The following is a 24,763-nucleotide window of genomic DNA, read 5'->3' as shown; positions in this document are numbered from 1 at the left end:
GTTTCCTTTCTGTGTGGGTCAGAGCGTCTACTGGATGTCGTTGTCGGTGGCGCCGGCGCGGAAGACGGTGACGTCGCCGGTCTTCTTGGAAGGGTCGTAGAGATTGAGCGCGGCGGTGTAGAGCGCGGCGCAGGTCACAAGGTCCTGCTTGTAGGTGACCTCGTTGGGCGCGTGCGCCTGGCTCTCGGCGCCGGGGCCAAAGCCCACGCACGGGATGCCGTAGCGGCCCTGGATGGACACGCAGTTGGTCGAGAAGGTCCACTTGTCCGTGAGCGGACGGCCGGCGCGCTTGTCCATGGACGGCTCGCAGCCGATGCGCTCCTCGCCGTAGAGCGCGTGGTGCGCGTCGACGAGGGCCTGGACGTGAGCGGCGCTCTCGGCGTTGATCCACGTGGGGAAGTAGGCCTCGGTCTCGTAGACGGTGCCCTTCCAGCTCGGGCGGTCGTACATGTACATGGAGACCTTGACGTCGTCGCCGTACTTCTTGACGGACGGCAGGTCGCGGATCTCCTGGAGGCAGGAGTCCCAGGTCTCGCCGGCGGTCATGCGGCGGTCGATGGAGATCGCGCAGCTGTCGGCCACGGCGCAGCGGCTGGGCGAGGTGTAGAAGATCTGCGACACGGTGCAGGTGCCGCGGCCCAGGAAGCGCGCGTCCTCAAAGTGCTCGGGGTTGTACTTGGGGTCGAGCATCTTGACGAGGCCCTTGATGTCGGTGGACTCGTCGCAGCCGTTGTTGTTGAGGGCGCGGACGTCGGCGATGATGTCGGCCATCTTGTAGATGGCGTTGTCGCCGCGGTCGGGAGCGGAGCCGTGGCAGGAGACGCCGTGCACGTCCACGCGAATCTCCATGCGGCCACGGTGACCACGGTAGATGCCGCCGTCGGTGGGCTCGGTGGAGATCACGAACTCGATCTTCTCGCGGGCGTCCTCGGGGCCGTCGAAGTACTTGTTGACGATGTACTGCCAGCACATGCCGTCGCAGTCCTCCTCCTGGACGGAGCCCACGACCATGATCTTGTAGCCCTCGGGGATGAGGCCCAGGTCCTTCATCATCTTCGCGGCGTAGGTCGCGGAGGCCATGCCGCCCTCCTGGTCGGAGCCACCGCGGCCGTAGATGAGCTCGTCGGTCTCGTAGCCCTCGTAGGGGTCGGCCTCCCAGTTATCGCGGTTGCCGATGCCCACGGTGTCGATGTGGGAGTCGATGGCGATGATCTTATCGCCTTCGCCCATCCAGCCGATGACGTTGCCCAGGCCGTCGACCTCGACCTTGTCAAAGCCGAGCTTCTCCATCTCGGCCTTGATGCAGGCCACGACCTCGCCCTCCTCGCAGGACTCGCTCGGGTGGGAGATCATGGCGCGCAGGAAGGCGGTCATGTCCTTGCCATACGCCTCCGCCGCGCTCTTGATCTGCTCGAAATCCAGTTCCTTGGCCATTTTGCTTACGTCCTTTCTGACGCCCTCGTTACCAGTCATCTGCCGAGAAGAACCCGTTCTTCTCGCTCTCCCCTACTCGGCGGGGTACGCGCCGTCCCACACGACCTTGCGGTAGTTCACCGGGTCCGTGTCGCCCTCGGTCGAGAAGAGCAGCACGGAGCTCGTCTCGTCCAGGCCGATGGCCTCGCGGAGCTCGGCGTACTCGTCGGACTCCATGAGGGTCGTGATAAGGCCCGCGCCCACGGCGCCGGACTCGCCGGAGATGACGCGCGGGTCGCCCTTCCTGGGGGCGCCGAGCACGCGCATGCCCTTGGCGGCCACCCAGTTGGGGCAGCTCACGAACACGGACACGTGGTTGCGCAGGATGTCCCAGCCCAGCGTGTTGGGCTCGCCGCAGGCCAGGCCCGCCATGATCGTGGGCATGTCGCCGTCCACGATGCGCGGGTCGCCGTCGCCGGCAAGGGCGCCCTTGTAGAGGCAGGCCGCGGTGTCGGCCTCCATCACCACGAAGGTGGGCGGGTTGTCGGGGAAGAGGTTGGTGAAGTAGCCCACCACGCCGCCGGCCAGGCTGCCGACGCCGGCCTGCACAAAGACGTGCGTCGGGCGCTCCACGCCGGCCGCCGCGTACTGCTCGGCCGCCTCGGAGGCCATGGTGCCGTAGCCCTCCATGATCCAGGACGGGATCTCCTCGTAGCCGTCCCAAGCGGTGTCCTGCACGATGACGCCGTTCTCGCAGGCCTCGGCCTCGGCGGCGGCCATGCGGACGCACTCGTCGTAGTTGACGTCCTCGATCGTGACCTCGGCGCCCTCGGCGGCGATGTTGTCAAAGCGGCTCTTCACGCTGCCCTTGGGCATGTGCACGACGGCCTTCTGGCCCAGCTTGTTGGCGGCCCAGGCCACGCCGCGGCCGTGGTTGCCGTCGGTGGCGGTGAAGAACGTGGCCTGGCCGAAGTCGCGTGCGAGCTCGTCGCTCGTGAGGTAGTCGTAGGTCATCTCGGAGACCGGGCGGCCGATCTTGCCCGCGATGTAGTTGGCCATGGCGAAGGAGCCGCCGAGCACCTTGAAGGCGTTGAGGCCAAAGCGGTAGGACTCGTCCTTCACGGCCAGGTTCTTGAGGCCGAGCTCACCCGCCAGCGCGTCGAGCTTGGCGAGCGGGGTGACGTCGTACTGCGGGAAGCTCCGGTGGAAGCTGCGCGCCGCCTCCACGTTCTCGAGGGACATGATGCCGAGGTGGCGGTCGTCGCTCTTAGGCATCTTGTTGGCGACCCACTTGATCTTCTCGCTCAACGCTTCCTCCTTGCTCCTTCGGGCTTACCAACTTTTTGTTTGCGTACCAAACAAAATGTTTGTTAGCCCATATATTCCCACTTTTCAAGAGTGTTTCAAGAGGAATTTTCGCGATGCCGCGGGCGGTACGTTTGCGGCTGCGAACGGCATGGCCAGAAGAACCACTCCACGACCACCACACGCGCCGTTCGTTCTTCTTGCCCGTTGCGTCGAAGACGTCCCGCGCCCCTCTCGCCGAAGCGGAGCAACTGCAGAAAAGGGTCGCGATTTCTCAGCCGATTTGTGCAGATGCTCCGTTTCGATAAAACGCGGACGGGCGAAAAGGACCGTGCGGCCAGCCTGGCACCCCTTACAAGCCGTCGTTGCTCAGCGCGGCCAGCACATCCGAGAAGCTCCGGGCGAGAAGGACCGGCTCCTCGTAGACGTTCTCCTGACGGGCGTCGTCAAAGTAGCCCTCAGGAGCCTGCAGGAGAACGCTGCCGTACGTGCTCGAGCCCTCGTCGCAGTCGAGCGCCGCAACGCAGCCACAGCTGTCGAAGATCGGAAGCAGCTGCTCCGCTATCAGCCCCTCCGCGCGGCAGCATCGGTAGATGTCGGGTATGCGCTCGGCGGGAAACCACTCGGAGACCTCGTACTCGTCGCCGTCGTCCGTGACAAGATGCGCCCGCGCGGGCATGACGGGCTCGGCGTACGCGGTCGCCACGTCCCGGAAGAGGAAGTCCCGGTACTCGCCGGGCACGGGGTGACGGAACTCCCGCTCGACCCAGTCCACGAAGTCGCTCTCCATGTGCCCTCCCCCGCCTCGTTGGCGCATCGCCCTTGCCCGTCCATCTTACGAGAAGAGCGGGAGCTCGAGCGGGGCTCGACCATGCGGTATGCTTTCGTTCCGTAGGCGCGCGAGAGGAGCGCCCGTCCGCGAGGGAGCCGCCATGTCCAACCGCCAGATCGCCCGCTGCGGCGTCTGCATAGCGCTGCTTGCCGTGAGCGCCTGGGTCACCGTGCCGCTGGGCCCGGTACCGTTTACCCTGCAGACCTTTGTGCTGGCGCTGCTGCCCCAGGTCATGCGCACGCGCGACGCGCTGTTCACCGTTGTCGTCTACCTGCTGCTGGGCGCGGTGGGCGTGCCGGTGTTCTCCGGCCTCCAGGGCGGGGTCGGCGTGCTGCTGGGACCCACGGGGGGCTATCTCCTGGGCTTCGCGGCGGGCATGCCCGTGGCGGGCGCCATCGCGCACACGGACGCGCTGCCGAGAAGGGCGTGCGGCGCGGCGGGCGGAGTCGCGCTGCTGGCGGTGAGCTACGTGCTGGGAACGATTCAGCTCATGAACGTCTACGCGCTCGACGCGCCTGCGGCGCTGGCCGTGGCGGTGGTGCCGTTCGTGGTGCCGGACGTGGCAAAGGTCGCGCTGAGCGTGGGCGTGGCGGAGCGGGTCAACCGCGCGCTGGGAGCAACGACGGGGCGATAACGGCAACACAAAACAGGCAGTCAGTAGCCGGACACCATGAAAGACATCACGTGCCTACGACCACGTCCCAGCCAGGAATTCGACGGGCTCGGTCGTCTCCTCTATCCGCACGCCGATTCGCTCGAGGAACCCCCGGTACTGCTCGTCCACGCCAAAGAACGGATCCGTGCCCGCGTCGCTCGGTATCCCCTTCTCAAGGAGGGCGAGGCACAGCCCGCGCTCGTCCTCCCACCTCCTGCCGCGCCGCCACACGTCATGGATGTGCGCATCCGGGCTCGGAATGATCCAGACAGTCTTGTCTTTCCTGTTATGGAACCCAACGCACTGCGTGATTCCAACAACGTTGATGCGGACGATTCCGCGGTCGTCCTGGTACTTCTTCTTATCCCGCAGAAACCAGGTGTGGAACAGGCGCCCATCCGCCGCAAACACGTCGCTCTTGACCGGGTGCAGGTGGTGGTGGCGGGCGACAAGAACCGACACGACCGCAAGCACGGCAAACGCGACGAACACGGAGCCGCCAATCACGGCGAGCCACGTTATGTCCTGCCCTCCGTACTCGCCGCGCGCCACGCCACTGACGAGCACCGAGATATCAATGACAAGGACAACGAGGAAGAACCCCGCGAAGGCCGCCACCCCGAGCGCCGTGCTGTCATGCGCGAAGGACCGCCCGAACGTCTGGGCAGCCTTGGCCGCGGCCTTCTCGTCATCGGTCGGCTCGACGACCCGTGTTGCGCGCCCGTTCGGGCGCAGCTGCCCCTCACCCATTGCCTTCCGCCTCTCAAGCGCGGGCGACACCTCTCCGGCTAGCATACCTCTCCTACGAGAACAGCTCGTCCAGCGTCGCGAGCACGCCGTCCTCGTCGTTGGAGGGGCACACACGGTCGGCGGCGGCCTTCACCTCGTCGGGCGCGTTGGCCATCGCGTAGCCGACGCCGCAGAAGCGAAGCATCTCCACGTCGTTGCCGCCGTCACCGAACGCCACGCACTGCTCCGGAGAGATTCCCCGGCGCTCGGCGAGGCGCGCGAGCCCCGACGCCTTGTGGCAGCCGGGAGTGATGAGGTCGATGGAGCCGTGGCCGCTCGTCGTGGGCTCCACCATGCCCTCGAGCTCTCGGCGAAAGAGGTCGTAGAAGAAGTCCGTGCGCTCGTCTGGGACGTTGACGGCAAACTTGAGGATCTGGTCGCCCGTGGCCTTGAGGTCGTCCACCCAGCTCAAGCGGTGGCAGTAGCGTCTCATCTCGTCGAAGAAGTCATCGGGAGCCGCGTCACGACTTGCCGGGGCTGGGCCTCCGCACCCGCGGTCGGCTTGAACGGGCTGACCTTCCTCATGGTGCCCCCTCGCGTCGAGTTCTCCGTTTTCGTTGTTTTATCCGTTTTCGTTTTTCTATTTTTTCTCGTTTTTCTATCAGAAGAGGCACGCCTCAATGATGTCCTTGCCCCGCAGCGCCTCCATCCATGCGGCAGGGATGGCGTCCGCTCCGTACACGATGCCCGCAAGCGCCCCGGCCACGGCCGCGGTGGTGTCCGTGTCGTCCCCGAGGTTGACGGCTCGCAGCACGCACTCCTCGTAGGATTCCGAGACCACCAGGCACCAGAGCGCGGCGCAGTACGTGTCCCGCACGAAGCCTCCCGAGCCCAGGTCCTTCTCGCTGGCAGCGAGAAGGACGTCAAAGTCCGGGACCGCCTCCGCCGGCGAGGCGCCGGCCGCGAGCGCGCGCATCACGTGCACCATATCCACGCAGGCGCCAGTGGAGACCGCGTGAGCGTGCGTGATTGCCGAGACCGCGCGGACCTACCTCGTCATCCGTCGCACCAGTGAAGGCAAGCGGCGCGATGCGCATGAGCGAGCCGTTGCCGTTGTCGCGCTCGCCCGTGCAACCCGTACCGGCGGCGAGCGCACGAGCCGTCGTGCCGCCGTAGTCAAAGACCACCCCATCGATGGCGTAGGCGCCGTCGTTGATCCACGCGCGGAACCGGGAGAGCATGTCCGCCGTGTCCACACGCCCGCACGCGCGGATGCTGTCACAGGTGGCGAGCGTCATGCTCGTATCGTCCGACCAGGTGCCCGCCGGTTGGTCGTGCGTGCCGTGGCCGACCATCCCCGTGCAGGAGAAGCTCCCCCGCGTGCGAAATTCGTACGGCACGCCGAGCGCGTCACCCACGGCCAGGCCGTAGATCGCGTCACGAAGCGTTGGCATGCGCGCCTCCCCTAAAGGAGCTGATCGAAGTTCCCCTGGTCGAGATTGAACCTCATGTTGCCGACGGTCTGCTCGATGCCGATCGAGCCATTCGGACGCACAACGCTCTGCATGTCCCCGAACGAGCCCAGAACCTGTGTCATGCTGCCGTCGGAGAGGTCAAAGCGCGCGTTGCCAATCTCGTGCTCGAAGTGCATCATGCCGTCAGACCTGATCACGCTGCGAAAGCCGGTATCCATCTGGACCCTCCGTTCTTCTCGCTTTGCTGGCCGTACGCCGACCCAGCCTCAGCGCGCATCCGTCACGAAGACGCCGACGCGCACCTGCTTCCAAGGCGCGGCCTCCGGGTCCACCTGCAGCACGCGCGCCTCGAACGCCGCGGCATGCCCGTAGAAGCACATCACCGAGAGCACGGCGTTCTCGTCTGCCGGAACGTAGCCGAGCTTGGTCCCATGGTAGCGCAGCGCAATGGCCTCGGGATCGTGCGGGTTGTCCGGCTCCGGGACGAGCTCGAGCGGCGTGCCCGCCCTGAGCTCCCCGAGCACCAGCGCACCGTCCCAGAACTGGAACCCCGCGACGTTGAACGACATCAGCTGACGTGACGGCTCGTACATGTTGGCTCCCCCCTCTTGACTTGAGAGGAGCGTACAAGGGCGACCGGACAATAATTAATGGCGGGGCTGTCGACACAGCGCCGACAGCCCCGCCGCCTCGTTCTATGCAGGCGAGCTCAGCCCGCCATCCAGCCGCCGTCCACGGGCAGGACGACGCCGTTGACGTAGCTCGCGGCGTCGCTGGCCAGGAAGAGCGCCGCAGCGGCGATCTCCTCGGCGCTGCCCGGCGCCGGCGCGCAGTCCAGCACGGGCTTGATGCGCCCGTAGCCTGCCGGGTTGGGGACGCCCATCGACGTGGCGATCTCCGTCACGATGCCGCCCGGCGCAATGCAGTTCGTGCGGATGCCGTCGGCCATGTACATGTAGGCGGTGTTCTTGGTGAGCGAGATGAGCGCGGCCTTGGAGGCGCAGTAGATGGCGCCGGCACAGGTGCGCATGCCGCCGACGGACGCCACGTTGACGATCGAGCCCTTGGTGCCGGAGGCCTTGAAGGCGTTCACCGCGGCGCGCATGGCCGCGAGCGGGCCGTAGACGTTGACGGCCATGACCTGCTCGTACTTCTCGTCCGTGGCATCGCCGACGGGGGACATGTCGTCCATGATGCCCGCGTTGTTGACGAGGACGTCAAAGCCGCCGAAGGTCTTCTGGGCAAAGTCGATCATGCCCTCGTTGACCTCGCGCAGAGAGACGTCGCCGGGATAGGGAGCAACCTCTCCCGGGGCGTCGGCCAAGCTCGCCGCCAGCTCCTCCAGGCGCTCCTTTCGCCGAGCGACGGCCACCACCTTTGCCCCCTCTCGCGCGAAGAGCTCCACGATGGCGTGCCCCATGCCCGACGACGCGCCGGTGACGACCGCAACCTTGTTCTCGAGCTGCATGTTCTTCCCTTCTTCCGTTGCGCGCCGGATGCGCGCTGCTGGCGTTTTCCTACCCCATGACAGGACGGGCGATAAGTACGGCACGACGGACGGAGACACGTCTTTCGGTAAGGGGCGTGCCGAGAGGGACGCGGGCTCTCGCACCCCTTGCCGCGGAACATCACCCTCGGCCGTCTGCCGTTTGTCTCATCGATGCGTGTCGCGCTGAGTCCTGGGGCGCCTCGTTGAAACTGGAAGTCAACGATGAAATGGCTGACGGATTCTGCAGGAAATCAGCTATCTCATACCAGTGGATACTGTAGCTATAATGGATAATAGAACTAGCGGATTTTGCAGAGAACTGAGGTAGAGATATGTATAGACGTAAATGCTATGAAAAGCTCCTCATATGGAAGCGGGAGTCAAAAGGAAAAAGTGCCCTGCTCATCGAGGGCGCAAGACGTGTGGGCAAGACCACGCTCGTCCGAGCATTCGCGAAGAACGAATATGCTGACTACCTCTATATCGACTTTTCGGCGGCAAGTCCCGCAACGCTCGAGCTCTTTCGCAACCATCGTGAGGACGTTGACACGTTCCTCCGCATGCTGCAGCTGGAGTACGGAAAGCAGCTGAAGAGGCGTGACAGTGTCATCATCTTCGATGAGGTGCAGCGATTCCCCCTCGCCCGTGAGTACGTCAAGCACCTCGTCGAAGACGGGCGTTTTGACTACATAGAGACCGGGTCCCTCGTCTCGCTGCGAAAGAACATTGCCGACATCGTCATCCCCTCGGAGGAGGACCGGATCGAGCTCAACCCCATGGATTTCGAGGAGTACCTGTGGGCATGCGGGCTCGACATCTACGCTGACGAGATACGGAGAGCCCGCGCAAGTCTACAGCCGCTCCCCGATAACGTGCACGCCAAAATCATGCGGCTGTTCAACGAGTACATGCTCGTAGGAGGAATGCCCCAATCGGTCGAGGCTTTCATAGAGGAAAAGGACTTCGGAGGATGCGACCACATCAAGCGCCGTATCCTCAACCTCTACCTCGAGGACATCACAAAGTTTGGGGGAAGTGACGCTCGAAGGGCGCGAGCCATTTTCCAGGCAATTCCGGGGCAGCTGTCCGCGTCCTCCAAGCGGTTCAAGTTCTCCACGCTCGGCAGGGGCGTTCGCTACGAAGGTTGCGAGGCAGCACTGGACTGGCTTGCCGATGCGCACATCGCCAACATGTGTCGCCTCTGCACCGACCCAAACGTTGGACTCCGACTCAACGAGGAAGAGAGCTCTCTCAAGTGCTACATGGCAGACACTGGGCTTCTCGTGTCTCTTGCGTTCGCCGACGGACCGGAATCCCTCTCCGTCCATCGCGACCTCCAGTTTGGCAGAGTTTCGGTGAACAAGGGAATGCTCGCAGAAAACGTTGTCGCGCAGCAGCTCAAGGCAAGTGGCCACTCGCTGTTTTATCACACATGGTCCGAGCCTCCTCTGTCTGACGACAAAAAGCCCCGGCCGCGCGAGGTGGACTTCCTGATAACGCAGCCCTATTCAGATGCCGGCAACAAGCTGCGCATCTGTCCGATTGAGGTCAAGTCGACAAAGAGCTACAGCACAGTGTCGTTGGATGACTTCAGGCCGCGCTACGAGAAGCGCGTGGGAGCCGAGTACATCCTCCATCCAAAGCAGCTGCAAAGCTCCGGTCACCGGCAGTATCTGCCGCTCTATATGGCGCACTGTCTTTAGGGGCAACCGCCCCTACCGCACCTCCGCGCCGAAGGGCCACAGGGTGAGCTTGGCCATCTTGAAGAGCTGCAGGCCAAACGGGATCCCGACGACGGTCACGCAGTAGAGCGCGCCCTCGATCAGGTAGCACAGGGCCGACCACCAGCCGCCCAGTATCAGCCAGACAACGTTCGCTGCCACCGACGGGGCGCCCCCGCCGTAGACGATTTCCTTGCCAAACGGCGCTAGGGTCAGGCTCGCCATCTTGAACGCCTGCCGGCCGATGGGGATCCCAATGATCGTAACGTAGCAGAGCACGCCAACGATGAGAAACCCGAGCGCCGTCACCCAGCCTCCCGTGAGAATCCAGATCAGGTTGAACAGTACGCTCAGACAGCCCATGGCCACCTCCCGCCAGACGAGTCGAATGTGAGAAGTGTACCCGCCCGGGCGGCGAGAAGAACCCGCGGGCTGCAGGTTCTTCTCGCCGGCGCTATCTGGCGTCCTTGGCCTTGCGCGCCTACCTCCTCCGTGCCCGCACGTCGGCGTCGAGCCCCACGCGCCACGCGTCGCCCATCGCCGCGCTGGGCGGGCACGCGCGCACCTCTGCCACCGCAGACGCCACCGCCTCGTAGAGCACCCCGGTTCCGCGGCCGTCCGCCACGTAGTCCGCCGCGCGCTCGGGCGCGATGCCCAGGCTCGCCGCCTCCGCCGCGGCGTCGATGTTGGCGCCTATGAACAGGAACTCCCAGCCCTTCTTCCGGTGCTCCTCAATCATGCGCTTGACCTGCGGGTGCGTGTAGCGACGGCTCGCGTTCTCCTGGCCGTCGGTGGTGATGACAAAGAGCACCCGGTCCGCCTCGTAGCCCTTGGGCTGCACACCCTGGACCAGGTCGACGTGCCTGATGGCGCCGCCCACGGCGTCGAGCAACGCCGTGCACCCGCAGCACTCGTAGTCGCGCCCCGTGAGCCGGGGCACCTCGCGAATGTCGAGCCGGTCGTGCAGGACGCGCGAGCCGCCCGAGAAGAGCACCGTGGACACCACGGCCTCCCCCGGCTCCTCCCGGTTCTTCTCGATGAGGCTGTTGAAGCCGCCGACCGTGTCTGCCTCGAGCCCCGCCATCGAACCGCTCGCATCCAGGATGAAGACGATCTCCGTGCGCATTGCTGCCTCCCTTGTCGCAGCCAACCTGACAACATGAAGGCTACGCGGAGACGCCGAGGTAGAGGTAAACCGCCGGGCGACATCTGGCGCGCTGGGCGCCGCTCCTACTGCGAGCCGAGCAGAGGCTGGTCGAAGGCGAAGAGCGCCTCGTTCACGGTCATGACGTCGTGGACGCCGCGCGCGAGGTAGAACTTGACGATCACGTCGAACTTGCTGCTGCGCGAGAGCGTGAGCCCGGCGTGGGCGAGAAGCCCCTGCGTCTGCGGCAGGGTGAGCCCGAGCGCGAGCGCCAGCGCCACCGCCGTGGGCTTGCTCGGTCGGTAGTCCGGCTTGGAGCGGATCTTGGAGAAGAGCTGGCGGCTGAGGTTTGCCCGGCGATAGACCTGGGCGTCGGTGAGTCCGCGCTCGTCGATCAGCGCGAGCAGCGCCTCCGAGAAGGACGCGTCCAGGTGCGCCAGGCGCTCGGCGAGCTCGTCGGGCGCGGCCGGAGCACTGGGGGTTGGGGCGGGTACGGGCGCCGCGGTGGGGTACGCCTCGGGGGCGCAGAGCTCGCGGAGCTCGGCGGAGCGGTCGTACAGGTGCGGGCTGTTTTCCACGTACGCGTCGTCCACGTACTCGCGCAGCTCGCCCAGGAGCGCCACGCCCTGCGCCACCACGTCGCGCGTGAAGACGACGAGCGTCACCTCCACGTCCGGGTGGTCGTCGAGAAACGCCGACGCCTCGGCGCGGGCCACGTCGAGCGCCTCGCGCACGGGGTAGCCGAAGATGCCGGCGGATATGAGCGGAAACGCCACCGAAGTCGCGCCGAGGCGCGCCGCCTCGGCGAACACGCTGCGGTAGCAGCTCTGCAGGAGCTCCCTCTCACCGTGTGACCCACCGCGCCAGACGGGGCCCACCGCATGGACCACCCAGCGGCACGGCAGGTCAAAGCCCGGCGTGGTCACCGCCGAGCCCGTGGGGCAGCGCCCGATCTTCGCGCATGCGGCCGCCATCCTGCTCACGCCCGCACCCTCGAAAATCGCCCCGCAGACCCCGCCTCCGGCGGCGAGCCGCTCGTTGGCGGCGTTGACGAGCACGTCGGCGCGCACGCGCGCGATGTCGTTGCGAACGATGGAGAACGGCATGGTGACCTCCCGCTTCGACCTTGAGGCGATAGTAGCAGGACGGGCGGACAGATACTGGCCTCAACGCAGCGAATCGGGTGTGGGGGGACACGCAAGCCAGTGGCGAATAATCTCACGACGTCATCAAACTCGAAAAAGACGCTCCGCCATTCTCAATCCACTCACCTTCAGAAGGTGCGGCTAGACGCGCTCAACTCACGCAAAGCGGTCCCAATCTGCTACACTTTACTCAGTTTTTTTGACTCAACTTTTTTGAGTAAACAGAGGTGAGTAAAGTGGAATTCATCGGACGCGTGCGCGAGCAGGCAAAACTCTGCGAACAATTCTCCTCCCCCGCTCAGAGCGCAACGCTCGTCTACGGCAGACGTCGCGTCGGCAAGAGCGAGCTCATCCTCCATGCCATGCGGCAGGCCAGCGGCGCTCGCGCCATCTACTACGAATGCCGCCAGACCACTGCCGAGAACAACACGAGAAACCTCTCCGAGGTCATCGCGGAGGCCTTTGAGATGCCCCCGCTCGCCTTCTCCGACGTCGAGGCCGCTCTGCGCTTTGTCTTCGACCGAGCGACAGGAGAGAAAATCGTGCTCGCCATCGATGAGTATCCCTACCTCCGCGACGTCGTGAAGGGAATGGACAGCATCCTCCAGGTTCTTCTCGACGAGTATCGCGACCGATCGCACCTCTCGCTCATCCTCTGCGGGTCGTACGTAGAGGTCATGAGGTCCCTGATGGAGCGTGACAACCCCCTCTATGGGCGCATCGACCTCAAGATCAACCTCCAGCCAATGGACTACTACGAGTCCGCGCAGTTCTATCCGGAGCGCTCCTGCGAGGACAAGGTTCGTCTCTTCAGCGTGTTCGGTGGCATTCCGTACTACAACCGCCTCATTGACAAGAACGCCTCGGTCCGGGAGAACCTCATTCGCCTGATTCTTGAGCCGGACGCGCGGCTTGAGGACGAGGTGCCCTCCTACCTGCTCTCCGAGATCTCGAAGATCGGAAACGCCCACGAGATCTTCTCCGCGCTCGCCGACGGGCACGCCCGCTACCGGGACATCCTGAGCCAGTCGCACGTCTCCAGCGGCGCGACGCTGGTCAACGTGCTCAACAGGCTGATTGGAATGCAGCTCGTCCAACGACGCACGCCCATCAACGATCCCAACAACAAGAAGCGCACCTCGTACGTCATCTGTGACGGGCTCTCCAAGTTCTACTACCGCTACGTCTTCAGGTACCTGTCGCAGCGCAGCGTCCTTGACCCCGAGGTCTTCTACGACCGCTACGTGAACGACGACTTTGAGACCCAGTTTGTCCCCCACGCCTTCGAGGAGGTGTGCCGTCAGTACCTGGTGCGACAGAACCGGATGGGCAACATCGAGCCGCCCTTTGACCTGATTGGCACTTATTCCTATGACGACCCGGCGACAAGAACGAACGGGGAGTTCGACGTTGTCACCCGAGACCCGCTCGGATACGCCTTCTACGAGGCTAAGTTCCGCTCGACGCCCATCACGCAGCGAATGATCGAGGACGAGGTCGAGCAGGTGCAGCGGACGGGGCTCATGTGCCACAGGTACGGGTTCTTCTCGCGCTCTGGGTTCGAGGCGCAGGGCGACGAGCGCACGGTGCTCATAGGGCTGGAAGAGCTGTATCGGTAGGCCTTTGCCTCAGAACAGGCACGCCTCGATGACGTCTGTGCCCCGCAGCCCGTCGAGCCACTCGGCCGGAATCCCCTCGATGCCGTAGACGATGCCGGCGAGCGCGCCGGCGACGGCGGCAGTGGTGTCCGTGTCGTCCCCGAGGTTCACCGCGGCGAGCGCGCACTCGGCGTAGCTCGACGTGTTGGCCAGACACCAGAGCGCGGCGTCGAAGGTGTGGCACACGAAGCCGGTAGAGCGAATCTCGTCCACGGGACGCGCGGCAATGTCACAAGCCACGTCCGCCGGGCTCGCCCCGGCGATGAGGTCCCGCGCGATATGCACCATAGCGACGCATGGCTCCGTCGAGGTCGGGTGCGCGTGCGTGATCGCGGAGACGGCGCGCACCTCGTCGTCAGCGGCGTCGGTGAACGCGAGCGGGACCGCGCGCATGAGCGAGCCGTTGCCGTTGTCCCGCTCCCCCGCAAGGCCGTGCCCGCACTCGAGCGCCTCGCGCGTGGCGTTGCCGATGTCAAAGAGCCCGTCGACCGTGTAGGCACCCTCGCGATACCACCGCACGAAGCGCCCGCGAATGTCGTCGACGTCAATGCGCCCCAGCTCACGGTAGCTGTCGCAGACCGCGAGCGCCATCGACGTGTCGTCGCTCCACGTGCCCGCCGGCTTGTTGTGGCTGCCGTGGCCGACCATGTCCGTGCAGCGGAACGAGCCCCGAGGACGAAACTCGTAGGGCACGCCCAGCGCATCGGCCACCGCCTGGCCGTAGACGCAATCACGAAGTGTTGGCATGTTCGGCTCCCCTCCCTATCTCACCACTCTTACTAAGCGCAGCGAGAAGAACGCCGGCCCCTACTTCTCCCCGTAATGCCCTCGACAAGAAACGACGCGCACAACGCCACCGTCCACCTTGTAGACCAGGCGATTCTTCGCGTCGATTCGTGCGCTCATCAGACCCGCGCCCGAATGCCTCAGGATCTCGTCCTTGCCAATGCCCTGCTCGGTCCCCGCCGTCCTTGCGATGTCCTTCAGCAGCGCATTGATCTTCCGAAGGGTCTTCTTGTCCTGTGTCACCCAGTACTGGTAGTCAGACCAGGCGCGATCGTCCCACAGATAGGGCATCTACGCCTCCACCAAGTCGTGAGCTGCCTCATTGCCCTCAAGCATGGAGCGATAGCGCGCGTCCATCTCACGCGTAAACTCAATCTCCGTTGGCACGCGCTTGCGAACGGCAAAGGGAAATCCTCCCTCGTCCACGAAGCGCTTCATGAGGACGGTGAGGGCAGACGTCGGGGTCAGCCCAAGCTCCTCCGCGGTCTCGTCGAACGCGCGCTTGAGATTGGCGTCAACGCGACTTCCGATCGGGACTGATGTGACAGCCATTGTTGCTCCTTAGAATCCATTTGCATTCAAATGCTTTCAATTGGATTCTATCCGATTGCAACTGCGCCTATACATGCAAATCAAACGATCCCTAAAAGCCTTCCGGAATCCTGCCGAGAAGAACGATGCAATGAGAGATGACATACGTCCACAACGGTCGTCCCGCCTCCGTCTTCGGCGCGGGAACAGCTTTAATAATGCGGCGATTGTCGAAACGGTCACATTTGCCGAATAGCGGGCTTTACTCAAGATCATTGAGATTCAAGGAATATAACCTAGAGAAAAGATTATTTGACGAAATGAGATGACGTCATGGAGCATATCACCACATTGAAGATGAAGCTCAAGCCTCTTGGCAAAGGCACGCTTTCCGGTGCTCAGGTGTTTTCTTGGGGGCCGTACATGCAGGGCGTGCTCATGAGAACAATTGACTCCCGCTATGCCGATGAGCTTCACGGCATGTCGTTCAACCCTTACAGCCAGTACTGCTATCTTGACGAGGGCGGCACGATTATCTGGCGCATAAGCGCCCTCACCGATCAGGCGGCAGACCAAATCATCACGCCCCTGCAAAAGCTTGACTCGTTCGAGATTCACTCTGCCGGCGTTTCGGTCGAGACCGATAGGGTAGAGACCGAATCTATCCGACTGAAGCAGCTCACCGACCTCATCACAACGGACCAGGGGAACAAAGCGTTCGTGCAGTTCGTCACGCCCGCGTCATTCAAGTGTCAGGGAAACTACGTGAACATGCCTTCGGTACGCCTGGTGCTGCAGAACCTCCTCATGCACTATTCGAAGACCTACGAGGGCCGAGGCGAGGCAGACCAGGAGACTCTCGATTTTATTGTCGACCACACGCTGATCACCTCGTACAATCTGCGCTCCCACTACGTTCCCCATGTGGCAGGAGCGGGCAGGAAGATCCCCTCCTTCATGGGCAAAATGACCTTCGGTGTTTACGGGCCTCCAACGATGTCCGGTTTGGTGAGGATGCTTCTCCGCTTTGGAGAGTTTTCTGGTGTTGGAATTAAAACGGCGATGGGCATGGGCGGCATGAGATGCGCTTTCAGCGACAAGCCGACTCGTCCTGTCGAAGGGCAGGTGGCGTGATGACCTCAGATAGAATCGCCCTGTATTATGGCGCGCTGCTTCATGATGTGGGCGAGGTCATTTTTCGCACTTCGAGCGGCTCGGGTGATGCGGCCGAGCTCGGCGCTGGCTTTCTCGAGCGAGAAGTGGCGCCCCTCAACTCAAACTATGCCGATGATGTGGGAAAGCTCGTAGTCGAGCAGGTTCGTTACGGCTCGTCGGCAAAAGTCGGGGACGCGGCGGGCATCAATGCCACGTCGCTCGCGCACCTCGTCCGCTTTGCCGATGGCATATCTCTGGGCTGCGGCATAAATGGTGCTCCAAACGCAAGCTTCTGTCCTGAGACCTACGATTGTGATGCAGAGCTGCGGAAGATCTTTAATATCATCGACGGCCGTTCCGACGACAACACGATTCCCCACGAAAGCTATTCGAGTATCTTGGATCGCATTCGCGAAGGGCTCGTCCATACGGGTATCAGCCGGGCCGGGATCGACTCTCTGCTCAACCTGCTTGAAGTGACGGCGGGATCGATTCCGACCTCCACTGACAAAGCGGGGCTCATCGATGTGTCGCTATACGACCATGCCAAGACCACAGCGGGGATAGCCGCTTGCGCCCACGCGTGGTTGGAGGCGCAGGGCGCAAGCGATTACCAGACATCCCTGTTTGCAGAGGGGCATGGCGCTGGGTCTCGCGGGGCTCAAATGTTTTTGCTCTTCTCCTGCGACATGAGCGGCATCCAGAGCTTTATCTACACCATCAGCGGGTCGGGCGCGCTCAAGCAGCTCAGAGCCCGCAGCCTGTATCTCGAGCTACTCCTTGAGCATATTGCGGACGGTCTGCTCGACCGCCTAGGCCTTTGTCGCGCCAACCTGCTCTACACCGGCGGCGGTCATGCATACCTGTTGCTCCCCAATACGCCCGAGACCGTGGCTGCCCTTGAGTCGTTCGACCGCGAGCTCAGGACGTGGTTCTTAGCGCATTATCGAACAGATCTCTACCTCGCCTCCGCATGGGTGCCCTGCTCGCCGAACGATCTGCTGAACGTCGGCGAGGACGGCCGGCGCTTCCCGAACCTGTTCAGGGAGCTCACCAGGCGCCTGTCTGATCGGAAGGCAGCAAGATACTCAGCCGATACGATACGCAGGCTCAACGCGCCCATAGCATATGACGACCACAGCAGGGAGTGCCGGGAGTGCCACCGGTCGGACTGCGACCTTATCGACGGCAGGTGCCCGCTGTGCAATGCGTTGGGCGCCATCTCGCCCGACTTGGTGAAGAAGGGTGTTTTCGCCGTTGTGCCACATCGCAACCAAGCGCCCACGTACCCGCCGAGGCTGCCCCTGCCGTTCGGTGCCGACTTGGCGCTCTACGATCGCGACGGATATGTGCGCGCGGCTCCCGAGACGGTTCGCGTGTACACCAAGGATTCCGTGGGGCTCGATATCGGCGCGGTGACCCATATTTGGATGGGCGACTATACGGCAGATACCAATGGCGAAGGAATCTCAGCCTATGCTGCGTTGGGTACGAGCTTGGATTCCGGTCGCGGGATTCGGCGACTCGGGGTCCTTCGTGCAGATGTAGACAACCTGGGGTCTGTGTTTATCAGCGGAATCCCAGCAGACAAAGCGTCCATCAGTCGGACCGTGACCTTGAGCCGAGCGCTCAGCTACTTCTTCAAGAAGAAGATCAATGAGATTCTTGCCGAGGGCGACTGGAGGATGCAGATCGTCTACTCCGGTGGCGACGACCTGTTCGCCATCGGAAACTGGAGCGACGTGATTCACGCGGCGGTCGCCATACGCAAGGCGTTCGATGAGTTCACCGGCAACGGCGCGCTTTCCATCAGCGCGGGCATCGGCATGTTCGAGCAGAAGTATCCCCTTGCGAGCATGGCGAAGGAAGCCGGCGAACTTGAGGATGCAGCGAAGATGTTTGTCGCCACCGACGGTTCCGGAGCCGAGAAGAACGCCATCGCGCTTTGGTCGGCGAAACAAGTGTTCAGCTGGAGCGAGTTCATCGACGTCGTCGTTCCGCGCGCGCAAGAAGTCGCTCGCATCTTCGACGGCATCGAAAAGGGCAAGGCGTTCGCCTACCGTCTCATGGAGCTCTTGCGCGACGTCGACAACCCGGTGTCTATCCCGCGTCTTGCCTACGTCCTAGCACGGGCTTTCGAGGGACGTGGGGATGAGGACCGCAGGTACTCCCAGCAGTTCTACAACTGGGCGACCGATACAAAGCAGCGCGCCTATCTCGTTACTGCTTTGGAATGGTACGCGTACGCGTCGAGGGAAAGGTAGTTGACATGGCACCGATAAAGCTGGAGAAGGTGGGCAAGACCCTAACCGGCTCGAATTACGCCGATGTGGCAAACGAGATCATGGGGCGCGGAATGCAGGACCGATTCAAAGGCCTCTCGACATCGAAGCTCCGTAGCATCTATGGCCTGATCATGAATGTCTACACGCGCGTGACAGGGCCCGAGGAGTTCAAGGCGAACGAGGCGGACATCCAGTACCTCAAGGTCCGCATGGCCTATGAATCCGGTAGGGAGCATTCGGTCCGCGAGTTTCTGGATGCAACGGGTCTCTTCGCCGCCCTTGACGGCGTGCACGATTACGAGACGTTCGTCCTGTATTGCCGCTATGCGGAAAGCCTCGTAGCCTACTTCAAGTTCTATGGCGGAAAGGACAACTAGCACCATGAGCTTCACGAAAATCCTGATTACGAGCACGCTCGAGCTTAAAACCGGCCTGCATATCGGCGGCGACGATTCGTTCAGCGCGATTGGAGCAATCGACTCCCCGGTGGTGCGCGACCCCCTTACGCGCGAGCCCGTCATCCCGGGCTCGACACTCAAGGGCAAGATGCGCTCGCTGCTTGCGCGCGATTTGGGCAGCATACCCGCCAAGGGCGTCGAGGGCTTTCAAAACGACTGCCAGGAGATCCAGCGTCTGTTCGGCTCAAATTCGAAGACGAGCAACGCCGACGGGACGGGAATACAGATATCGCGCCTGCAGTTCTCCGATTGCTTCTTGTGCAACAAAGACGAGCTTCCGCAGATCTTCGAGAGCAAGTTCGAGAACACCATCGACCGTCTGACCTCCGTAGCCAACCCGCGTCAAATCGAGCGCGTAGTCCGCGGGGCGCGCTTCAAGGTCGAGATCATCTACAACGTCGAGAACGTTGACGAACTGCAGGAGGACTTCGCCAACATCAAGAAGGCCATCGATCTTCTCGAGCACGACTACCTTGGAGGCGGCGGCACACGAGGCAGCGGAAGGGTCTTGTTCAAGGATTGGCAGTGTACGGTGGTTACCGGCGATACGTCGCTTGCTGTTCCGGAATTGGGATAACCATGCCGGCCAATACCATCATCTTCCGCTTCAACGGACCCGTCCACTTTGGCGCAGGGCGCCTGTCGGACGGTGGCCATGGCTTCGATGCGGGTACGCTGTTCAGCGCTCTCTACCTAGAGGCGTTGCGTGCGGGCTGCGCCGATGAGCTACTTGAAGCTGCTCGTACGGGGTCGTTTTCCATAAGCGACGCCTTTCCGTATATTGGCGGGACGTTCTACCTGCCGCGGCCCATACTGGCGTCGGAGTTGTCAGAGGAAGAAGATGAGCCACCGCTAGCGCGCAACACGCGGCGCCGCAAAGCCATGAAGAAGCTCGAGTACCTATCCTGCGAGCATTATGGCGCGTATCTTTCGGGCGAGCTCGACCCGGTTAAGGAGCTCGAGGGCTTCGACCTAGGCGTTGGCGCCGTGCGGACGCGCGTGAACCTTGAGCGGCGCGAATCCGGGGACGCAGAGCCCTACCATGTGGGAAGCTTCTCGTTCCGCCCTGGAACCGGCCTTTATGTGCTGCACGAGGGCGACTACGACATCCGGCCCCTACTTGACCAACTGTCGTATGCCGGAATCGGCGGAAAGCGCACGAGCGGCTACGGGCGGTTCGAATACGCAATCGAGCCCATCGACCCGCGTGAGCAGATTGCCGCGAGGAGCGGTCGCAGCGTCCTGCTCTCGACTGCGATTCCACGGGATGACGAGCTTACTGACGAGCTGCTCACCGGCGCGCGCTATCGCTTGGTTAGGAAGGGCGGCTTCGTCCAGTCCGCATCGCATTCCGCATCTCCGCAGAAGAAGCGCGATGTCTACGCGTTTGCGCCGGGGTCAGTGTTCGAGCGGCGCTTTGAGGGCGACATCGTCGACGTGAATGCCACGCCAGGCGCTCATCCGGTGTACCGGTATGCACGTACGAGCTGGTTGGAGGCCTAGTCATGGCGGTACGTAGGTATACCGTTTCTGTCACCACGGTCGGCCCGGTGCATATCGGTGACGGCGGCATGTACGGGAAACGAGACTACTTCATCAATAAGGACCACATCGCCGTACTCGATGTCAGGAAGTTCACGGCGCAGCTTAGCCCTGATCAGCTCGGTATTTACCTAGACTATCTGGGTGATCCCAACTCGGGGAATCTGGACGAGTTTCTCGCGAGCCACTCCGACCTGCACAGCATCGCCCGGTCGTGCACCGCGTACGAGACGGAGCTACGCCTCTCCAAGAACAAACGGGGCGAGTGGCGCTATTGCGATGTGAGGACGTTCATCAAGGACGTTTATGGCCTGCCGTATGTACCCGGATCGAGTGTGAAGGGCGCGCTGCGAACGGCGCTCCTCGTCTGCCTAGTGAAAAGCGACAGCAACAGGTATCGCCCGCTTTACATCGATGGCCGGCCTGAATCCAGGAGGAGTCGCTGGGCAGGTGGCGCCATCGAGCGCAAAGCATTTCGGAGTGGAAGCTCGGCTGGCTCGTACGATGATGCTGTGGACGATGCGCTCAAGTACCTCTCCGTCTCGGATTCTGCTCCACTTTCCCTCGATGACCTGGCGTTCGTGAAGAAGTACGACCAGTTCTCCAAGGCGGACAACGCATCGCACAAGCGCGCGAACCCTCTCTTTGGCGGAAAAACCGGCCGCGGAAACGAGCTCAACATCTACCGCGAGTGCTTGAAGCCTGGCGTCACGTTCACGTGCGACCTTACGATAGACGGCCGCATCGACGATGCCCTGGGCTTGGACGCACCCCTTGACGGCACTGCGCTGTCCCAGGCCATCCGGCAAGCCTACGACCTGTATGCGGAGTGCTTCCTCAAGTATTTCGAGACTGAGGACGCCGGTTCGAATGGCAGCGCTGCAGACGGCAGGTGCCAGTACATCATCCCCAGCGGTCCGCTGGCGGGCATGAGATGTCGCAACCAAGCAGTGGACGACACGGGTTATTGCAGGAACCACCAAGATGCAGCCGACAAGGCGAGCTCTTCGGCTTCCACGACGTTGTATCTGGGCGGTGGCGTGGACTTCGACAGCAAGACGGTGGTCAACGCCCTCTTCGACGACCCTGCAGAGCGAGTCGAGGAGATATCGAAGACGCTCTACGAGCAGTTCCCCAGCAGGGGTGAATGGCGTAAATTCCCCGAGCTGCACCGCGACATCCAAGATGCTGGCTTCAGTCCCAAAGATGGGCGCTTCTACGGGAGGAAGCACAAGGATGACCATCGCCATTGGCGGGATCAGGAGTTCGGCGTTTCTCCCCATACGCTCAAGATGGGCATACTAGGCGGCAAGAACCTGCCGATGGGCAAGTGCGATATCGAAATCAGGGAACAGCAATGAAGGTCTTGTTTTCACCGGTAGGCACCGCCGATCCGCTGACGATGCTCGGCGACGGGCCAATGCTCAACATCGTTAGATACCACCGCCCCGACAAGGTCGTCCTCTTCTTCTCGTCAAAGATGGCGATGTACCAGAAGCGCGACGCGCGGTACACAGAGGCCATCAAGCTGCTGTGCACCTCCGAAAGGGCTGCCTGCCCCGAGTTGGAGCTCGTAGAGTCATCCCATCAGGCGGTCTATCAGTTCGATCACTATATCGAGGAATTTGAGGAAATCCTGACGCGTCTCAAGGCGGAAAACCCCAAAGCAACGATTCTGGTGAACGTGTCATCTGGCACGCCAGCCATGGAGCAGGCTCTCGTTGCCTTGGGGTCCTTCGGCCATCTCGACATACAAATGCTGCAGGTGATAACCCCTCGGAAGGATATCAACGACCGCTCCGATCGCGAGGATCCGAACAATTACGATTTGGATGTCCTGTGGGAATGCTCCTTCGAGGAGGCGTGCGATACCACCAACCGCATCCATGTGGTCGAGTCGCCCAACTTTGGCGCGCGGCTGCTGCGCGAGAATGCCCGGACGCTCGTCGCACAATACGAGTACGATGCCGCTGCGAAGATCCTGTCATCGCAGCAGGGCGCCAGTGGCAAAGCGTTGAGTACCGTCCGCGCCGCTGCGGACCGTTTGAATCTCGATCATAAGCCAGAGTTGGGGCAGAAGTTCAATGCCGCCGAGGTGGCATACCGCCCTCCCAGTTCTCTGGAAAACCAGCTTGCCGAGTATATCTGGGTGATGGAAGTCCGTTACCAGCAGGGCCATTGGGCGGAGTTTGCCCGGTCGGTGACCCCAGCGCTCTCAAAGCTCATCCTGCTCGCCCTCAGACCGCATCTGAGCGAAGCGGAGTGGACGGTCTTGGACAAGGAGGGCAAGCTGGAGAAAGAGGACTTTAAGCAGGTCGAGGGTTCGAAATATCTGGGTTCCATTGCTCACGATGTGCTTACCGACAGAAGAATAGTCTACTTCCTGTCCAACAACGACCTGATGGGACTGCTGGAGGCCGCCCAGAAGAACGGAGACCTGAAGAATCGGGAGCTTTACCGGGCTCTTCGCAATGTCCGCCGGTTCGAGAGCAAGTGCAGAAACAAGATCGCGCACGAGATCAGGCTGACAAGCAGGCAGGCCCTTGAAGAGATCTCTGGGTACAAGCTTGCAGACGTGAAGGGCTGGCTGTTCCAAAGCTACAACGAGCTCGTTGACGACAACCCCATCGAGCCCGGTGTGTACGACCGCATTAACGACTGGATTCTAACGTTGATATAGCGGGGGAAGATGTCCCATATCTATCTGATGAAAAGCGACATCAAGCTCGGCTTCCGTGAGGGGCAGATGACCATTGCCGACTTGGGAAAGGGCACTAAGCGCGAGATGCCCTTTTCCACGGTCGAAAGCATCTCTGTGTTCGGACAGGCTCAGCTCTCAACGCAACTGATACGAGAGTGCATCGCACGCGATGTGCCGATAATTTACTACTCGGATGACGGACATTACTTTGGGAAGGTTGAGTCGTTCGACCGGATCGACCCTATACGCCACAAAATGCAGATGTACGCCTCCGATGATTCGACTTTCAGCCTCGGAATCGCGCGGAGCATTGTCGATGCGAAGGTCAGGAATAGTCTCACCTACCTGCTGCGCCGTTCTGATGTTTATGTCTTTACCGACAAAGAGCTGCAGCCCCTCGGCCATTCAATCCAGAGGATTCAAGAATGTACCAGCATAGATGAATTGATGGGGTACGAAGGCAACGCCGCGAGAACGTACTTTCAATGCCTTTCGCGGTTGTTACCCGATGAGTTTGCCTTTAGTGGACGGAGTGCCCGTCCACCAAAGGACCCATTCAACTCTATGCTGTCATTCGGTTACAGCATCTACTTTAGAACGATTATCGGAGCTATCGAGCGGGCGGGGCTGCATCCGTACTTCTCATTTCTCCACCAACTTAAGTTTGGGCACGCGGCCCTGGCTTCAGATTTGATTGAAGCGTTTCGCGCCCCTGTTATTGATGCCGCAATCGTCGATTTTGCTTGGTCCGGTGATGTACATCCGAACGATTTCTATCATAACGACGCGGGCGCAGTTTATATGAAACGAGGGGTGGCAAAAGAGCTATCCGGCTATCTGTCAGGCATAGCCCTAGAAAAGCACGCCTATTATCTGCATTTCGGGGACAGGCGAAAGTATAGCTTCCGCGTGGCGTTGGATACTATGATCAGGAGTCTGATAATAGCAATCGAGCAGAAGGACCCTTCTCTGTACTTACCGTTCCTTTGGGTTCCGGAAGACAGGGATTAAGATGGGCAGCTTGGAGAGAAATGAGTTGAATCTTGGTGCCATCGGAGGGGCTTCGCCCGCGGAGACGCGATATTACTTTATCGCGTTGTTTGATATCTCGGATAAGAAAAAGTATCGAATTCTGTTGAAATTGCTCAAGCGCTACGGGACAAGGATTCAGAAGTCGGTTTTCGAAGGGCGCGCAACGAACACGCAACTACGCGAGCTGAATTGTGAAATAGCTCGACTCATGGATTCCGACCGGTTTTTCAACCCAGACGATAGGATTCGGCTGTACCGGATTGCAGGGAATTGCAGCGTAACAGTTTATGGAGATTATAATGGGGAGCTACTAGAAGAGAATGTCTTCATATAGGAGTGCCTTTAGGAGTGGTGTTTTGCGCTCAGCAGGCTTCGCGTCGTTGGGCACAGTGTTGCTATCCCATTTTGGATAAGATGTCAATGGGGGTCCTTGACCCCAATCCCCGCGAGGGGACGGAAACCAACGATTGCCCGGTCGACTTCGCAAGGTACAGCGGGATCGGTCCTTGACCCCAATCCCCGCGAGGGGACGGAAACAAGAAGTAGATCAGGACGTCGACCTCGCTCACCCTGACGGGTCCTTGACCCCAATCCCCGCGAGGGGACGGAAACTCTTAAAGCTTCTTACCAGTTGCGAGATCCTCAATCATGGGTCCTTGACCCCAATCCCCGCGAGGGGACGGAAACCGGCATCTCGTCGCACAGGA

At 61.8% G+C, this 24,763-nt stretch carries 27 protein-coding genes and 1 CRISPR repeat array (1 of these 28 running past the window's edge); of the genes, 11 read left to right on the top strand and 16 right to left on the bottom strand.

Annotated elements, in window-relative coordinates:
* Positions 1–27: 27 nt before the first annotated feature.
* The 3 genes from B5F84_RS04120 to B5F84_RS04110 all read right to left on the bottom strand — a co-directional run bounded on the left by B5F84_RS04120 (position 28) and on the right by B5F84_RS04110 (position 3,508).
* Positions 28–1,434 (bottom strand): YgeY family selenium metabolism-linked hydrolase, encoded by a 1,407-nt coding sequence (locus B5F84_RS04120; RefSeq protein WP_204205500.1) that lies wholly within the window; start codon positions 1,432–1,434, stop codon positions 28–30.
* A 72-nt stretch (positions 1,435–1,506) separates the two neighbouring features.
* A complete protein-coding gene (dpaL, locus tag B5F84_RS04115) occupies positions 1,507–2,721 on the bottom strand; it encodes a diaminopropionate ammonia-lyase (RefSeq protein WP_087321159.1) in 1,215 nt (404 codons plus the stop codon).
* A gap of 349 nt (positions 2,722–3,070) precedes the next feature.
* Positions 3,071–3,508: an SMI1/KNR4 family protein gene (locus tag B5F84_RS04110; RefSeq protein WP_087321157.1), complete on the bottom strand. Its 438-nt coding sequence runs from the start codon at positions 3,506–3,508 to the stop codon at positions 3,071–3,073.
* Positions 3,509–3,650: 142 nt separating this feature from the next.
* On the opposite strand from B5F84_RS04110, the gene B5F84_RS04105 reads away from it, so the two are divergent.
* The gene (locus B5F84_RS04105) at positions 3,651–4,184 is read left to right on the top strand and encodes a biotin transporter BioY (protein WP_087321155.1); all 534 of its coding nucleotides are present in this window, start codon (positions 3,651–3,653) and stop codon (positions 4,182–4,184) included.
* A gap of 54 nt (positions 4,185–4,238) precedes the next feature.
* Here B5F84_RS04105 and B5F84_RS04100 read toward each other — a convergent pair whose 3' ends face one another.
* From B5F84_RS04100 to B5F84_RS04075, 7 genes are all read right to left on the bottom strand, one after another.
* Complete coding sequence (locus B5F84_RS04100) at positions 4,239–5,000, bottom strand: hypothetical protein (protein WP_143786046.1); 762 nt, start codon at positions 4,998–5,000, stop codon at positions 4,239–4,241.
* 7 nt (positions 5,001–5,007) lie between these two features.
* Complete coding sequence (locus B5F84_RS04095) at positions 5,008–5,397, bottom strand: HAD-IIB family hydrolase (protein ID WP_239378246.1); 390 nt, start codon at positions 5,395–5,397, stop codon at positions 5,008–5,010.
* 198 nt (positions 5,398–5,595) lie between these two features.
* On the bottom strand, positions 5,596–5,910 hold the full coding sequence (locus tag B5F84_RS09730) for an ADP-ribosylglycohydrolase family protein (protein WP_343225125.1): 315 nt from the start codon (positions 5,908–5,910) through the stop codon (positions 5,596–5,598).
* Positions 5,858–6,388, bottom strand: a complete 531-nt coding sequence (locus B5F84_RS04090; protein WP_255375230.1) for an ADP-ribosylglycohydrolase family protein — start codon at positions 6,386–6,388, stop codon at positions 5,858–5,860. The genes B5F84_RS09730 and B5F84_RS04090 overlap by 53 nt, the downstream gene beginning before the upstream one ends.
* 11 nt (positions 6,389–6,399) lie before the next feature.
* Positions 6,400–6,627 (bottom strand): hypothetical protein, encoded by a 228-nt coding sequence (locus B5F84_RS04085; RefSeq protein ID WP_087321149.1) that lies wholly within the window; start codon positions 6,625–6,627, stop codon positions 6,400–6,402.
* Positions 6,628–6,675: 48 nt separating this feature from the next.
* Positions 6,676–7,002 (bottom strand): HIRAN domain-containing protein, encoded by a 327-nt coding sequence (locus B5F84_RS04080; protein ID WP_087321146.1) that lies wholly within the window; start codon positions 7,000–7,002, stop codon positions 6,676–6,678.
* A gap of 116 nt (positions 7,003–7,118) precedes the next feature.
* Positions 7,119–7,877, bottom strand: a complete 759-nt coding sequence (locus tag B5F84_RS04075) for an SDR family oxidoreductase (protein ID WP_087321144.1) — start codon at positions 7,875–7,877, stop codon at positions 7,119–7,121.
* Positions 7,878–8,230: 353 nt separating this feature from the next.
* Here B5F84_RS04075 and B5F84_RS04070 point away from each other — a divergent pair, with 353 nt between their 5' ends.
* Positions 8,231–9,601 carry an AAA family ATPase gene (locus B5F84_RS04070; RefSeq protein WP_087321141.1) on the top strand — a complete coding sequence of 457 codons (1,371 nt, stop codon included), beginning with the start codon at positions 8,231–8,233 and terminating at the stop codon, positions 9,599–9,601.
* Between the two features lie 12 nt (positions 9,602–9,613).
* On the opposite strand, the gene B5F84_RS04065 is transcribed toward B5F84_RS04070, so the two are convergent.
* The 3 genes from B5F84_RS04065 to B5F84_RS04055 all read right to left on the bottom strand — a co-directional run bounded on the left by B5F84_RS04065 (position 9,614) and on the right by B5F84_RS04055 (position 11,869).
* Positions 9,614–9,982, bottom strand: a complete 369-nt coding sequence (locus tag B5F84_RS04065) for a YccF domain-containing protein (RefSeq protein WP_239378242.1) — start codon at positions 9,980–9,982, stop codon at positions 9,614–9,616.
* A gap of 118 nt (positions 9,983–10,100) precedes the next feature.
* Positions 10,101–10,745, bottom strand: coding sequence for a vWA domain-containing protein (locus B5F84_RS04060; RefSeq protein WP_087321138.1), 645 nt, complete (start codon positions 10,743–10,745; stop codon positions 10,101–10,103).
* Between the two features lie 104 nt (positions 10,746–10,849).
* A complete protein-coding gene (locus B5F84_RS04055) occupies positions 10,850–11,869 on the bottom strand; it encodes a macro domain-containing protein (protein WP_087321135.1) in 1,020 nt (339 codons plus the stop codon).
* Between the two features lie 275 nt (positions 11,870–12,144).
* On the opposite strand from B5F84_RS04055, the gene B5F84_RS04050 reads away from it, so the two are divergent.
* Complete coding sequence (locus B5F84_RS04050; protein WP_087321132.1) at positions 12,145–13,527, top strand: ATP-binding protein; 1,383 nt, start codon at positions 12,145–12,147, stop codon at positions 13,525–13,527.
* Positions 13,528–13,536: 9 nt separating this feature from the next.
* Here B5F84_RS04050 and B5F84_RS04045 read toward each other — a convergent pair whose 3' ends face one another.
* The 3 genes from B5F84_RS04045 to B5F84_RS04035 are packed head-to-tail and all read right to left on the bottom strand — an operon-like array spanning position 13,537 to position 14,904.
* Positions 13,537–14,313 carry an ADP-ribosylglycohydrolase family protein gene (locus B5F84_RS04045; protein ID WP_087321129.1) on the bottom strand — a complete coding sequence of 259 codons (777 nt, stop codon included), beginning with the start codon at positions 14,311–14,313 and terminating at the stop codon, positions 13,537–13,539.
* A gap of 60 nt (positions 14,314–14,373) precedes the next feature.
* Positions 14,374–14,643: a Txe/YoeB family addiction module toxin gene (locus B5F84_RS04040; RefSeq protein WP_087321126.1), complete on the bottom strand. Its 270-nt coding sequence runs from the start codon at positions 14,641–14,643 to the stop codon at positions 14,374–14,376.
* Positions 14,644–14,904 (bottom strand): type II toxin-antitoxin system RelB/DinJ family antitoxin, encoded by a 261-nt coding sequence (locus B5F84_RS04035; protein WP_087321123.1) that lies wholly within the window; start codon positions 14,902–14,904, stop codon positions 14,644–14,646.
* A 312-nt stretch (positions 14,905–15,216) separates the two neighbouring features.
* On the opposite strand from B5F84_RS04035, the gene cas6 reads away from it, so the two are divergent.
* The 8 genes from cas6 to cas1 are packed head-to-tail and all read left to right on the top strand — an operon-like array spanning position 15,217 to position 24,035.
* The gene (gene cas6, locus B5F84_RS04030) at positions 15,217–16,017 is read left to right on the top strand and encodes a CRISPR-associated endoribonuclease Cas6 (RefSeq protein WP_087321120.1); all 801 of its coding nucleotides are present in this window, start codon (positions 15,217–15,219) and stop codon (positions 16,015–16,017) included.
* A gap of 47 nt (positions 16,018–16,064) precedes the next feature.
* The gene (gene cas10 / locus B5F84_RS04025; protein WP_158094484.1) at positions 16,065–18,302 is read left to right on the top strand and encodes a type III-A CRISPR-associated protein Cas10/Csm1; all 2,238 of its coding nucleotides are present in this window, start codon (positions 16,065–16,067) and stop codon (positions 18,300–18,302) included.
* Between the two features lie 5 nt (positions 18,303–18,307).
* The gene (gene csm2, locus B5F84_RS04020; protein WP_158094483.1) at positions 18,308–18,700 is read left to right on the top strand and encodes a type III-A CRISPR-associated protein Csm2; all 393 of its coding nucleotides are present in this window, start codon (positions 18,308–18,310) and stop codon (positions 18,698–18,700) included.
* 4 nt (positions 18,701–18,704) lie between these two features.
* Positions 18,705–19,358 carry a type III-A CRISPR-associated RAMP protein Csm3 gene (csm3, locus tag B5F84_RS04015; protein ID WP_087321111.1) on the top strand — a complete coding sequence of 218 codons (654 nt, stop codon included), beginning with the start codon at positions 18,705–18,707 and terminating at the stop codon, positions 19,356–19,358.
* A gap of 2 nt (positions 19,359–19,360) precedes the next feature.
* Entirely contained in the window at positions 19,361–20,284 is a 924-nt protein-coding gene (csm4, locus tag B5F84_RS04010) for a type III-A CRISPR-associated RAMP protein Csm4 (RefSeq protein ID WP_087321108.1), read from the top strand.
* 2 nt (positions 20,285–20,286) lie between these two features.
* A complete protein-coding gene (csm5, locus tag B5F84_RS04005; protein WP_087321105.1) occupies positions 20,287–21,684 on the top strand; it encodes a type III-A CRISPR-associated RAMP protein Csm5 in 1,398 nt (465 codons plus the stop codon).
* Complete coding sequence (locus tag B5F84_RS04000; protein WP_087321102.1) at positions 21,681–23,003, top strand: hypothetical protein; 1,323 nt, start codon at positions 21,681–21,683, stop codon at positions 23,001–23,003. The genes csm5 and B5F84_RS04000 overlap by 4 nt, the downstream gene beginning before the upstream one ends.
* A gap of 27 nt (positions 23,004–23,030) precedes the next feature.
* Complete coding sequence (gene cas1, locus B5F84_RS03995) at positions 23,031–24,035, top strand: CRISPR-associated endonuclease Cas1 (protein ID WP_158094482.1); 1,005 nt, start codon at positions 23,031–23,033, stop codon at positions 24,033–24,035.
* Between the two features lie 446 nt (positions 24,036–24,481).
* A CRISPR array of direct repeats spans positions 24,482–24,763; the repeat unit is 36 nt; unit sequence GGTCCTTGACCCCAATCCCCGCGAGGGGACGGAAAC (it continues 835 nt past the right edge of the window).

Source organism: Olsenella sp. An290, from assembly GCF_002159535.1.
Classification (GTDB): domain Bacteria; phylum Actinomycetota; class Coriobacteriia; order Coriobacteriales; family Atopobiaceae; genus Thermophilibacter.
The sequence above is the reverse complement of the archived record's forward strand: the minus strand, read 5'-3'. Positions and strand labels throughout refer to the sequence as shown.